The 14,089-nt window shown below is 47.9% G+C and carries 8 protein-coding genes; 3 read left to right on the top strand and 5 right to left on the bottom strand.

What is annotated here, in order from left to right; genetic code table 11:
- Nucleotides 1-963: 963 nt before the first annotated feature.
- Nucleotides 964-1,860 carry a GLPGLI family protein gene (locus tag JCM15908_RS14165; RefSeq protein WP_084607857.1) on the top strand — a complete coding sequence of 299 codons (897 nt, stop codon included), beginning with the start codon at nt 964-966 and terminating at the stop codon, nt 1,858-1,860.
- Nucleotides 1,861-1,887: 27 nt separating this feature from the next.
- Entirely contained in the window at nt 1,888-4,437 is a 2,550-nt protein-coding gene (locus JCM15908_RS09000; protein WP_025003092.1) for a carboxypeptidase-like regulatory domain-containing protein, read from the top strand.
- Nucleotides 4,438-4,609: 172 nt separating this feature from the next.
- On the opposite strand, the gene JCM15908_RS08995 is transcribed toward JCM15908_RS09000, so the two are convergent.
- The 5 genes from JCM15908_RS08995 to JCM15908_RS08975 form a co-directional block, all read right to left on the bottom strand.
- Nucleotides 4,610-4,978, bottom strand: a complete 369-nt coding sequence (locus JCM15908_RS08995; RefSeq protein ID WP_025003091.1) for a desulfoferrodoxin — start codon at nt 4,976-4,978, stop codon at nt 4,610-4,612.
- Nucleotides 4,979-5,521: 543 nt separating this feature from the next.
- Nucleotides 5,522-6,520, bottom strand: coding sequence for an Outer membrane protein SusF domain-containing protein (locus tag JCM15908_RS08990; protein ID WP_506256111.1), 999 nt, complete (start codon nt 6,518-6,520; stop codon nt 5,522-5,524).
- A gap of 103 nt (nt 6,521-6,623) precedes the next feature.
- Nucleotides 6,624-7,829 (bottom strand): SusE domain-containing protein, encoded by a 1,206-nt coding sequence (locus JCM15908_RS08985; RefSeq protein WP_025003089.1) that lies wholly within the window; start codon nt 7,827-7,829, stop codon nt 6,624-6,626.
- A gap of 70 nt (nt 7,830-7,899) precedes the next feature.
- Nucleotides 7,900-9,522, bottom strand: coding sequence for a RagB/SusD family nutrient uptake outer membrane protein (locus tag JCM15908_RS08980; RefSeq protein WP_025003088.1), 1,623 nt, complete (start codon nt 9,520-9,522; stop codon nt 7,900-7,902).
- A 20-nt stretch (nt 9,523-9,542) separates the two neighbouring features.
- Entirely contained in the window at nt 9,543-12,656 is a 3,114-nt protein-coding gene (locus tag JCM15908_RS08975; protein WP_025003087.1) for a SusC/RagA family TonB-linked outer membrane protein, read from the bottom strand.
- A gap of 273 nt (nt 12,657-12,929) precedes the next feature.
- Between JCM15908_RS08975 and JCM15908_RS08970 the strand changes: the two genes are divergently transcribed.
- Nucleotides 12,930-13,955 (top strand): LacI family DNA-binding transcriptional regulator, encoded by a 1,026-nt coding sequence (locus JCM15908_RS08970; RefSeq protein WP_025003086.1) that lies wholly within the window; start codon nt 12,930-12,932, stop codon nt 13,953-13,955.
- Nucleotides 13,956-14,089: the final 134 nt, after the last annotated feature.

Here is a 14,089-nt window from a genome sequence, read left to right as displayed (position 1 = left end):
TTCTGCAAAGATATTGCCAGCAAGTGCAATGGAAGTTTACTTCCTTATTGCCGAGCGCAGCATATCTTCTGCAAAGATATTGCCAGCAAGTGCAATGGAAGTTTACTTCCTTATTGCCGAGCGCAGCATATCTTCTGCAAAGATACTCCAAATAGGGCAAAAGACAAAATAAAACAAATCCTTTTTGGCGTACTTTTCTTGACTTTTGAAACTTGCCTACTTCTTCTCCTCGGGTTAGGAGCTGCCGTTAGTCTGTCCGGCCACGCCGAACAAACATGCACAGGACCGGGCAATGCGGACATGCGGACAGACACGCGGTCTGTCCCTACAGGCGTATAGAAGCTCCCGGCGTACGGGAACGGATGCCCCGTCCGCCTGACCGCGAGAAGATAAACGTATGCAGGATGGGGGTGATACGCATATTCGGATAGCCGGGTGCATCTGCCTCTACAGCCAAATACCCACAAAAACCTGTAGGGACAGACCCCGTGTCTGTCCGAAAACAAAGAACAAATACGGGAAGGACAATACACGCATGCGGACAGACACGCGATCTGTCCCTACAACGGGGCGAATAATAGAAAGATAAGGACAGAGCCCGCTGCCTGAATATCCTACAATCTCAATATAAATAACAAAAACAAAACTTATACCCACTTCCATTCCGCAAACGAAAATGCCGCTTTCGCTTTCCTAAAACGGCACTTTCGCATGGCCAAACTGCCGTTTTCGTACCGTCGGAATGATAGTTTTACAAACACACTGAATGTCAACAGCTTACAGCCACACGAAATCTACTCCACAACTAACATGAAAAGAACACAATAAAAAGAACCTCTGTCTTTAACAACCTATTTCGGTCTTTAACTGAGCAGGCCATGATGGCGGAGTCTTTTCCCCAATATAAACTTAACAAAACAACCGCATAACTCCACACTTCATCCCTAAAGTCTGCAACATCTTATGTTAAACTCACAGCATTTTATTGTTTTATCATTTATTTTCTTTATATTTGCAATTATTCAAGTTTGTTTAATTAAGATTTGTGCTATGAAGATAAAAAATACAATACTACTGCTAATGTTATGCAGTCTGCCCTTCTGCGCTTTCGCCGATACGCCAATTGATACCTTGGCACTAAAAATCCATTATGCAACAGAATACATCGAGACAACAAACCAAGTGGGGTTTCCAGCGATAGACCGGCAGGTATTGGAGATTGGCAATCATAGTTCAAAGTATTATAGTGAGCTGACTGCAATCTATCAGAATACCATCGACTCCATGAGAAAGGCAAAGGTGGACATTGAAATATTTGTAGATTATGTACAGAATACCGACAAAGGCCAGACCTATCAGATATATAAAAACTATCCCCAAGACGGACAGCTGACGTGGAACGGATCTTTTTACGAGAAGATCTTCTTTGGCTATGAAGAGAACCTTCCAACAATAGAATGGGAGTTTCTTGAGGGCGACACAACCATCATAGGCTATCCCTGCAAGAAAGCAAAAGGCACATTGCGCGGAACAGACTGGACTGTGTGGTACGCCATAGACCTGCCTTACAGCGACGGCCCTTGGAAACTCTGCGGACTACCCGGCGTCATTCTGAAAGCTACAGAGAGCAGGGGATGTTTTAACTTTACGGCTATCGGAATAGAAACTGCAAAGGAGATAGTCCCCATCATCCACGAAAAGCGGAAATACCAGAAAACAACCCCTTTACTATACCAAAAAGAACTATATATATTTTGGGATAACCAAAAAGGGTATATCAACCAACATATATTAGGAGATTTCAATAGTAAAAGGGACAAAATAAGGCTTGTCCCCTACCTGATAGAGAAATACGAATAGGGGCTTCACGACAAAACAGCACAGCGTATGCGATATTCTTATTTGGCGTTTTTATTTCTACTTTTCTGCACAGCAGCAAAGGCGCAGGAATATAAAGGAACGGTCATTAACTCCACGGAGAAGCCGTTGGAGAACGTCAGCGTCATCCTTCTCGGAAACAACAGAAGAACATCGCTGCGCTTCGCCCGAACCGACAAAAACGGCAGATTCTCCCTGTCCACGCCGCAAGGCAGGCAGGGGGATGCGCTGATTTTCAGCTGCATGGGATATGAACGCGATACATTGTCCATAAAAGATTATACTCCCAACACCATAATTCGCCTAAAGGAGAAGTCGGTCGTACTGAAAGAGGTTCAGGTGAAGGCTCCGAGCATGACGCAGCGTGGAGATACCATCAACTATCTTGTAAGCAGCTTCAGGCAAAAACAAGACAGAACCCTGTCTGACGTACTCAAGCGGATGGCAGGACTCAAGGTGGAGAAGGACGGCACGATACTCTATCAGGCAAGCCGCTACGAAAAAGTCTATATAGAGGGAATGGACCTGATGGGAGACAAGTATGCCCAAGCTACGGAAAACCTGTCTGCATATAAAGTAAAGAAAGTGCAGGTCTACGAGAATCACCAGTCTATCAAGATGCTGCAAGGCAAAAGTTTCTCCGAGCAGGCCGCGTTGAACATTGTCCTGACCGACGAAGCCAAAAACGTATGGCAAGGCACAGCATCCTTAGGGAGCGGTTCTGAACTGCAAAGCAGCAAGAAAGTACTGGGTGATGTACGTCTGAACGAAATGATGTTCGCCAGAAAAATGCAGAGCATCTCACTATATAAGTTCAACAATACGGGCGACGACATCTTCAGGGAGATTGCCACCAAGAATCTTTTCGGAAATATAGCCAGCGAAAAAAATCTGATAGAGAACATCTCCATGCGCTTGCCAAACCTTGAAGAGCACCGTACAACATTCAACACCTCTCATCTGCTTGCCACCAATTGGCTTTTCAAGACCGGCAAAGACAGCGAAATCCGCCTGCAAATAGATGGTATATGGGATAGGGAGAACATGTGGCAACAAAACGAGACGCGCTATACCAGCCTTTCCTATGATAACGCCATCATCATGGAAGATATGACAGCAACCGCATGGAAGCGGTCCCTGTCGGGCGAGATGCTGTACAGGCTGAACAGCCAAAAGACTTTTCTGACCAATACGCTCAAGCTGTCGGGCGATTTCAGCACCAGTCATGGCATGGGAACGCTGAACGGTGCACATACCCCCCAGTTTTCCGAGCCAAGGGGACGGCGCATTTCCGACCGGTTTGAATGGATGCAGAAACTCAAAAACAACCGCACATATAGCATGAACGGCTATTTTAGCTACAGCTATCTGCCCAACCGGCTGCTGCTTGCCGACAGCATGCTGCAAAGACTCACACAGGAAAGTTTGATGTGGGGCGCAAAGACCTATCTGCGAGGGCGCGTCGGGAAATTTGTCTTTACCTATACGCTCTCGAGCGACGGCAAGTCGCAGCTGATAGAACTCGGACGAGACGGGCAAGACAAACAAGAAAGATATACGAAGACAGACACCCGCTTTGCACCCTCGTTCAACTACGAGTCTGACTTGTTCAATATCAGCATGCAACTGCCCCTGTCATGGCTCTATCGACGATTTGAGTGTCAGGACAAGCACAATCTTTTATTTCTTCCCAGTCTCTATGCCAATATAGTCCCTTCGGCCTACTGGGCATTGAATGTGAATTATTCCTATACATGGAACGACTTGGACATCGGCAATATATCTGCTTTGCCCATATCGTATGATTACAACTCCGTATCAACAGGGGTGGGAACTTTCGATCAAACGACCGCACACACACTTGGTCTTGGTGCGAAATACAAGAATACACGACTTAAATTATTTTCCAATTTAGAGACATTGTTCCTGTTCTTAGGCAAAATGCCGCTGCATAACGCCTTCTTGCAAGACAACATATACCATAGCCATGCTACCGACAAACGGGCAGACATGAACTCCATCCGCATAACAGGGAGCGTGTCGAAGCACTTTGACTGGGCGAAGTCGTCAGTAACATTGGAGGCAAGCCACCGCATCAGCAATTACAGCGTACTCATTCAGGACAAGGTGAAGCCGTTCAGAACCCTGAATGACTATGTACAGATAAATCTGTCCATGCAACCAAAAGACTGGTTCTCCATAGAGGCGGAGTCGTTCTACTCACATACCAAACAAATAAATGTAGATGACAGGGCGGCAAATAACACATCTGTCCAATCGTTCAGCCATAACCTGAAACTCTTCTTTATGCCCGGCAAGTGGGAAATAAGATGGATTAACGAGGTCTATCATAGCAATGACCCAGCCATCTCTTTCAAATATTTTTCCGATATGGGGATAGCCTATCGGCAAAAAAGCTATGAACTGCGGTTGGACCTGAAGAATCTCTGGGGAACGGACACCTATGAAGAGCGTAGAATAACCGACCTTTACCAACTTTATTCCATTAGCCGCCTGCGTCCGCGGAGCATAATGGCAAGTGTCAGCTTTAATTTTTGAACAGGTTTCTTCGTCAATTTAGGAGGATTGGACAAGTATCGTCTTCTACCTAAACATGAACAAAGGCTATCACGCTATAATACATATTCCGACTATCTGAATAAACAAAAGACAGCGAGGACACTCCCACGTGGGAATGTCCTCGCCAATATTATATATCTTAGTCAAGTGCTTACTTACTTCTCCAAAGACCGTGCAGGTTGCAATACTCACGGGCATAGACTTCCTTGGCATCGGTTTTGAACTCAGCTACCGGCTTGTCGGTCGGAGCAAGATACTTGCGGAGCAGCTCATTGTTCTCCGTTATCAGCTCAATCCATTGAATAGAGTGAGCCTCTGTCATCGGATGCTCAACTTCGCCAACGGTTACACGATAGCCACCTTCTATTTTCTCCACTACAGGAACGTGCTTCTCAGTTGCTGCATCGGTCGTATTCTCTGTCAGGAGCTGCATACCGCAAACGCTGCTCTCGCTACCGCTCAGAACCTCTACGATGTTGCCACACTCTGCACACTTATAAACTTCGTTTCTCTTAGCCATAATCTTATCTCTTAATGTTTTTGATAATGCAAAGATATAGGTAATTTCCGAAAGAAACAAATACTTCTTGTAATAATTACAATATATTTTGGCTTTTAACCTTTGTTCATAAAAGCTGACCCGGCTAAAACACAGGACACTCCCGTACCGCCAACCGTGTCAGCCACAAGCAAAAGGAAACAGAACAGACTTGTCCCGACAACGGTAACAAGCAGCAATGGAAGCATACCGAACGGTGGGCCACACAGCACCTTGAGAGAATTTTACTGTCATACCTTCAGCTATTTTAACAAAAACACCATTGACAGCCAATACATTACAAGGGTTGACAGCATGACAGCAAAAACAGAAAAATAAAACTGGAGGATATTATACGACGAAACGGAAAAATCCGACCGCGTCTACAGCCCGTTCACTATGCGTCTGATATTTCCCGGGCAGCAGCAGTTCCATCCACATTTACCGGCAACAGGAACAGAACAAAAAAGGAGAACATCTCGCGATGTTCTCCTCCCATTATAATAAACCTAAACAGTTTGATGATTACTTCAAAATTTCAACACGGTTGTTACCCTCGTAGGTGATGAAGAGCTTGACGGTATATTCACCTGCTTCGTCTATCTTCAGGTTCTTGCCACCGTTCTCTGTCAAATTGTCGAAAGCCTTCTCGTTATCGTTGGCACCACCCCAAGAGATAGCCCAGTCGTGATTGACACGGAACTTCATCTCACCGGCATCAAGATGGCCTGTCCAAGTCCAAGACTTGTCGGCCTCATTGAAGGTCATATCGCCGTCAATCTTCCAGTCCTTGTCAAGCACAGAACCGATAATACTGATGGTTTCAACCTTAGTCAGCTTCAAGGTGCCGTTGGCAAGACTTGCCTCCACCTTATAGAAGCCCTTACCCGGATCAGGGAAGTTACCTACACCGTTCTCCGAGAGAGAACCTTCAGTGCCGCCATACTCCCAGTCTGGGCCATCCCAAGCAGTCTCATTGCTGCGGAACTTGAACTCACCGTTCAGGAAGCAGTAGCCAAGATAGTTGCCGTCCTGCTCCTTGCTACGGAGATACTGCACCGTCTTCCAGTTACCTTCGTTGCCAATCTCATAGATAAACTCAGCAAAGGAAGGAGCAATAAGCTTCACCTGTGCCTCAAAGTCAGCCTTCAGAGTGAACGCTTCGCCACGAAGGAGAAGAACTTGGTCGGTAATGGTTGCAGGAATCTTGCGAAGGTCGCCTGCCTTGCCATACAATCCCTCAACGGCAGTCTGCAGCTCAAGGGCTTTCACACGACCATTCTTGTCGGAGTTCAGTTTCTGACTGGCAGTCTTGTCTGCATTATAAAGCGTAATGGTATAAGTTTCCTTACCGATTTCGTCGTCGGCTGTCAGAACGGGCGTACAGAGTACAACAGAATCCTGTCCGACTGTCTCAAAGTTAACGACAGGAGCTGCTGTTGCCGTCAGGCTGATGCTCTTGGCAGCTTCCTGCGCGTTGCTCAGTGGCTGTGCCCACTCGTCGAACTTGTCGCATCGCCACAGCTTGCCAAAAGCACGAGACCTAATAAATAAGCTATCTTTTTCATTTTATATTCTTTTTTCTTTGGAGCGGGGCAAGACTGCCCCACTCTTGGTTTTTAGAAATTTATTCCTGCTCGATGAAAAGGTACTGGCCGGTGAAGTCGTTAAAGATAACGAGATACGTGCCCTTCCTGTAAGGAATGTTATCACCATCGCTTATGGCAATACCATAAGGGAAGTCGGCAACACCCCAACTCTTGTCCCAAGAACCGGCAGCGAACTTGACACCACCATCGGCAGGTGCATCTTCGTCGAAAGTTACCTTTGTTACCCAGTCGTGATTCTCAGCACTTGCAGAGAAGGCCGTCATCGGATTGCCAGACTTTTCGTTCCAACCGTTCAGCGTACCCGGCATGTTCATTATAGGATAGCTTGCAGACGGTGTACTCGTAGCCTTTGTAATGGTAGTTTCGCCTGTCTTCGACTTCAAGGTGATAGTGTAGTAGCCTGCTGCAGATACGGTAATGTTACCCGGGTCGTTGCCACCATCGCGTACAGAAGTCAACAACGGTGCACCGCCGCCACAGACAACATTATGATCCCAGTCTCCCGGAGTCTTGACAATCTTAAACTGAGCATCAGCAGGGAAGTAGCCAGTATACTCAAATGTACCATCGCCCGTTCCCTTGTCGTAGATTTCACCGGGCTTGGTGTACATCGGGAGCATAGAGGAACCGATAGCATCCTTGCCATTGGTCCAAGCACCATCACCGATGCAGCTACCAATCAGATACCATGTAGCAGGAGGAGCATCCTTCAGCTCTACATAGACAGGAGCGACACTGAGCTTAACGGCATTGGAGTAAACAGGCTCTGCACCGGTTGTGATAGCCATGCAGCGTACCCATACCTCGCTGGTGGCAGGTACTGCCTCCTCTTTGTAAGCATTAAGCTGCTGAAGAGCCTTGGCAAGATTTACTGCACGCATTTCACCCTTGCAATACTTGTAAGCGTCGTTGATGGTAACGAAGTTGGCCTTTCCGAGCTGTTCTTCCTGCTTTATGTTAGGGTCGAAAGCCTGTGTAAACTGACCATTGTTGGAAACCTGCAACTTGTAGTTAGCAGCCAACGGCAGACCATAGTCTGGCTGCGACCAAGAGAATGAGATGGTCTTGGCAATAGCCAAATCAATGCCTGAAGAGTAAACAGGCTGATTCAGCATGAATGTTGTAGGCTGCTGTATGGTTGGGTTGGCATCCCTGTCGTCGGAGCATGCTGTAAACATGCCGGCAAAACAAACAGCCAATATCAAACTAAATATCTTCTTCATTTTAGTTGTTGTTTAATTGTTTGGTTGAACTGGCAGAGGGATGAAAGACAGCCCTCATGCCGTTCTTATTTTAGTAACCGGGATTTTGAACCAAATTCTCGTTTGCAGAGAATTCCTGCAGAGGAATGGCATAGATGTTACGAGTTGCCTCAAAGTTGCGGCCTTCCTTGTCGCCACCCTTCCATGTCCAGTTGTAGTCGTTGCTGCCACCGAAACGGCCGAAGCGAACAAGCGTGGTACGGCGCAGACCCTCGAAGTAGAACTCACGGCTCCACTCGTCGCAAATGTCAGAGAGATTGTAAACACCCTTCAGATTGGCATTGTGAGCACGGGCACGGAGAGCATTGATGGCGGCAGCGGCTTCACCTGTCGCCACATTGCCATTGAGACGGGCTTCAGCCTCTGCATACATCAGATAGGCCTCTGCAACACGCATCAAAGGATAATCCATATCGGGGAACTGTGCATCGTGGGTAGCAGAACCATCGGAGTGGAAGTTCAGGAACTTAGCCACGGCATACCCGTCTGTAAAGGTAGACTGAGTAACATTGTCGAGGTTGCGGTCCTTGCCCCAGAAGATGGCACGGTCGTCTTTCGCCTTCTTTACCATATTATAAGATTCAACCTGAGGGGCATCGCCATTAGGGAAGAACTTCTTGAGAAGGTCAGGACGGGCACGGTTTCCTGCCCACATACCAGTAGTTCCATTTGATGCATTCGGATTACTTTCGTCAGCGTGCATCTTATTATCAAAGGTAGAAGCTATCACGAAGAACGAACCACCATAGCTTGTCGTAGTGATACCGTCTGCAAGGATTGGGAATACTATTTCCTTAGCGGCACTCGACTCACCATTGTCGCCCATGAAGAGCATCTGGTATGCCGACCACTTTCCATTCGCACTGCCGGTGGTATTCAGCTTATAGTCAGAATCCATCACCATCTTGGCATACTTGGCAGCCTTCTCCCACTGAGGAGTACCCGTGTAAACCTCTGCGTTCAGATAAAGACGAGCGAGGAGCATCCACGCAGCAGCCTTGTTGGCACGGCCGTAGCCGGCTTCGGAAGAAACTCTTGCCTTGGCAGCACCAAGGTCCGGCTCTATGTCAAGAAGCTCTTTTTCTATATAGTCGTAAGCCTCCTTACGCGAAATCTGCTTTGGCTTTATAAGCGTTGTTTCAGAGAAAGGAATATTTCCGAACGTATCCATCAAGTAGAAATAGTGCAAAGCACGTACGAAACGAACCTCTGCAGTCATCGTCTTGTCGTAATCGGCAGCCTTGACCAGATAGTCGTTACAATAGGTGATACCATTTGTAAGACGGAAATAGAACATGGCAGTCATTGGGTGAGAAGAACCATAGCTGTTGAACACAAACTCCTGAATACCTGCATCACCCCATCCGCAGATAGCCTCATCGGTAGGAAGTTCGTTCACGTTCCACAACTGACGAACGAAACCTGCCGTACCGCCATCGTAGCCGTCAAGGTCGGAGTCGCCGTTGGCACCACTGTTGCCGGGAAGTGCAAGGTTGGCGTAGCACTTATTGTATTCTCCTATAATGTTGTTTTCGGTGCTGATATTCGGGTCCTTCGGATTCTCCGCATTGTCCAAATCACCGACACATGAAGAGAGGCCCATCATAAGAGCTGCTGCTGCCACCGGGACAATATTCTTAATATATCTTTTCATTTTATTCTCAATTAAATGGGTTAAAAGTTCAGGTTAAGACCGAGGATAACGGAGAACGGACGTGGATAGATATTATTGTCTACACCGTTCGGGATTTCCGGGTCAATACCCTTATACTTCGTGATGGTAAATACGTTGGATGCCGTTGCATAAACACGACCGTTCAGACCGTGCCAGCCCTCAGACTTGAAGAGGTCTGCAAAGCTGTAACCCAAGGTTACGTTGTCCATCTTCAGGAAGGAAGCATTCTTTACGTAGTAGTCTGACTGAGTAGAAGTCAAGTTGTCAGTCTGCCATCCACGGCTCAAAACATTGAGAGGACGGTTGCTGATGTAAGCTTTCTGTGCATATACAGAAGACTGGCTGAGGTTAGAGCTTGTAGCCTCAAAGTCGTTGAACACGTAGTTGCCGATACTTGCACGAAGTGCGAAGCCGAGGTCAAAGTTCTTATATTCGAGACGGGAAGAGAGACCCATCAGGATAGGAGCAGCCGGACTCTTGTAGAGATAACGGTCGGCAGAAGTAATAGAGCCATCACCGTTGCGGTCAACTACCTGACCTTCGATAGGCATACCGTTCTTGTCATAAACCTGCTGATATACATAGAATGAGTTAGCAGCGTAGCCCACCTGATGGGCCTGCACATAGTTACCTGTACCGCCGGCTGCACCGGGACCAGTCTCAATAGGCATACCGCCTACGGCTGCACCGCTCAGGTCGGTAATCTTGTTGTAGTTATAGGTGAAGTTGTAGCCGATAGTCCAATAAAGGTCTTTCGCACGGACAGCCTTCCAGTCGAGCTGAACCTCAACACCCGTATTGTTCAGAGAGCCAATGTTCTGCCATGCCCTGTTCTTATACATACCCATAGCTGCATACGGAGCATAGTTGAGCAAGTCGGTGGTCTTGCGGAAATACCAGTCTACGGCACCAGTCAGTCGCTGATTCCAGAAACCGAAGTCAAGCCCCACGTTGTAAGTAGTAGTAGTTTCCCACTTCAGGTCAGGAGTAAAGTTGGCCGGACGATAGAGAGTACCATCCTCAGCAGTAATCTTGCCGTCACCATTCATATCAATGATAGGATAGAAGCCGTTTGTACCCGTGCTCTTCTCGTAGGTAGGTATCCAGCCATAATCGGCAACACCTTCCTGCTGACCCGTCATACCCCAACCGAGGCGGAGCTTCAGGTCGGAAAGCCACTTAATATCGCGGAACGCCTTCTCGTCCTTCATCTTCCAAGCAAAGGCGAATGACGGGAACCATGCCCAGTGCTTCTTGAAACGGGAAGCACCATCGGCACGCACGGTAGCGGTAATCATGTAACGATCCATAAGAGAATAGTTGGCACGGCCGAAGAATGAAACAAGATAGTGGTCGGTGGCAAAGTTGTACGGAGTGTGCTCACGGGCCGTACCAGCCTTATCCGCATTATTGTTGGTTGAGCGGTAATAGCCTACGTAATCGTTTTTCTTGGTCGAATAGAAACTCTGGTACTCATAACCGGCCATGATGTCGAAATGGTTCATTGCAGCATCATTGAAGTCGTGGAAGTACTGGCCGTATGCACTAAGAGAGAGATTGCGCTTGAAAATTTCCTCAAAACCATAAGAGCCGTAATAGAGAGCAGCCGGAGAAGCCGGGTCAATGTCGGTATCCTGCTTACCCTTTGCAATGTCGGCACCCAAAGTAAGGTGGAGACGCAGGTCCTCAAAGCCATGCAGCTTGTAATCGAAGTCTGCGCTACCGATAAATTCACGGCTGTGTGCACGGTCATCCTTGAGGTTCAGCAGAGCAACAGGGTTGGCAGTAGCTTCATTGAACTTGGTATAAGGCCATGTGCTGTCTTCAAGAGAAGTTCCATCACTTGTCCATTCATAATATCCTCCAAAGTTCTTGAGGGTCTGATCGATGTTTTTCAGACCTGTATGATAAGGAGAGGTGAAGGCATTGATTGCCTGGGTCGGGTCCATTCTCACAGCTGAAGAAATGGCATTCTTGTCTGCAAAGCGAGACTTGGCGTACATACCCTTCGCGTTGAGATTTACGTTCAAGTGCTCATCGAAGAACGAAGGATTCAGATTGAGAGATGCGGTATAACGCTCGAAGTCGGAAGTCTTCACGATACCCTGTTGGTTAGTGTAGCCGAAAGACAGACGATACGGGAGGCTGTGATCATCGCCCAAATCCGTAGCACCCGAAACGGTTACGTTGTGGTCGTGGCTCCATGCAGTACGATAGATTTCGTCCTGCCAGTTGGTGTTGGCCGTACCCAGCAAACGATACGGGTCGCTGTCTTCGCCAAACAAATCCTTGATGAAACTGCGATACTGGGCAGCATCCATCACGTCAATAGTCTTCTTCTTCATGCTCATGGTAACGCTACCTGCGTATGATACGTTCAGCCCCATGCGGCCCTTCTTGGTCGTAATGATGATGACACCGTTAGAACCGCGCGAACCATAGATAGCCGTTGCAGAAGCATCCTTCAGCACGTTAAAAGACTCGATGTCCTGCGGATTGATGGTTGAGAGAATGTTGGAAACACCCTTCACGCCGCTGTTGTCCATTGCCACACCGTCGATAACAATCAACGGGTCGTTGGAAGCGTTCAGCGAAGCACCGCCACGCACGCGAATCTGCGCACCACCACCCGGAGTACCGTCAGTGGAAATGACGCTTACGCCGGCAGCCTTACCTGCCAACAAGTCCTGCGGATTGACAACGAGCCCCTTGTTCTTGCTGTCCGGCTTGAGAGCCATGACAGACCCCGTAAGGTCGCTCTTCTTCACAGCACCGTAACCGATAACGACTACTTCGTTCATCTGCTGTGCTGCGTCTTCCAGCAGCGTTATGACCATTCCGTCTGCTGCTGTAACCTGCTGCTTCTGAAAGCCAATGTAAGAAATGGTCAGAGTAGCACCGGGCTGTACGCTAAGAGAAAAGTTACCGTCAAGGTCAGTCATTGTACCGTTGGTAGTCCCGTCAATGAGGACAGAGGCACCAATGATTGGCTCGCCGGCAGCATCCTTAACATGGCCATTGACAGTTGACTGTGCAAAGGCACTTGCTGACAGGAGAAGGCCTACTACAAAGGCGAACATCCTGACAGGAAATTTGCATTTTACCTGCTTCATCATTTTGTTGTTAAAGTTATTATAATTGATTAAAGTATGATCGTTCTCAAAACTTTGTTTTGGTTAATAGCCGTGTCATGGGCTTAATTTTTTGCAAAGTTATAGGTATTAAAATTATTTTGCACTTTTTTTCCATTAAATTTGCGAAAAGGTTTATGCAAACGTTTGCACATTTATTTTTGCATTAAATAATTGACACAGGTCAACGAGTCAGTTAAATTGTGTATTTTTGCGATACAATTCATATTTATACTAAAAACCAACAGGAATCTGATGAAAGAAGGTTCAAACTTGACGATGAAAGATATAGCCCGGGACCTTGGGGTTTCGGTGGCTACCGTCTCGCGTGCACTGAAAGACAGTCCGCGCATTTCGGTAGAAAAGCGCGAAGAAATAAAAAAGTACGCGCGCGAGCACAATTTTCTCCCGAACATGATAGCCGAAACGTTGCGCAAAAGCAAAGTGCAACCGCTGAAAATCATCGGGGTTATTGTCCCACAGTTCACTCATTTCTACTTCTCGTCCGTATTGGCAGGCATCGAGGAAGAGGCTTCTGCCCGCGGCTACCGCGTCATGGTGGCACAGAGTGGGGAGAAATACGACAAGGAAGTGCAAATATGCAAATCGTTCTATGAGAACAAAGTCTGCGGCGTCATCGTTTCGCAGGCCAAGGACTCCATCAAGTACGACCACTTCCAACAGCTCGTCGACCACGGCCTGCCGCTTGTCTTCTACGACCGCATCAGCACGGGCGTCAACGCCAGCCGTGTGGTGGTCGACGACTACATGGGTGCCTACGCCGCCGTTACCCATCTGATAGACACCGGATGCAAGCGCATTGCCTACTACGGCGTATCGCTCAATCTTGAGATTGGCAAGAACCGGTACAACGGCTACCGCGACGCGCTCCTGAAGCACGGCCTGAAACCCGACGACAGACTGATACGCATCTGCGACAACAGGGCCGATGCCGAGGCGATAACTCCCGACGTGATGGAGCTTCCCACCCCACCCGACTCATTCTTTGCCGTCAACGACGATACTGCCATCGGTATTCTCTATTCGTGCAAGCGGATGGGCTACCGCATACCCGACGACATTTCCATCTGCGGATTCACCAACGGCGAACGTGCCATTGCCTGCGAACCCATGCTGACTACCGTCGAGCAGCGCGGACTCCGGGTAGGGGAAGAGGCAGCCAACATCCTTATAGAAAAGGTAGAGGGTGCACTTCCGAAAGACAGCATCGAAAAAAGAGTGGTGCGAACGCGGCTTATCATCAGAGGGACAACGAGGTAATTCATAATTCACCAAGACCGCACAGGCTTCGGAAAGGAACTGCCAAGACATGGCATAATATGCTCATGAATCAGGAGGACAAGCCAACATAGCCTTTCAGGGGCCAATTCCCCTTCAACCATAGCTACAGAATT

This window comes from Prevotella dentasini JCM 15908, assembly GCF_000614065.1.
GTDB classification, from domain to species: Bacteria; Bacteroidota; Bacteroidia; order Bacteroidales; family Bacteroidaceae; genus Prevotella; species Prevotella dentasini.
The sequence above is the reverse complement of the archived record's forward strand: the minus strand, read 5'-3'. Positions and strand labels throughout refer to the sequence as shown.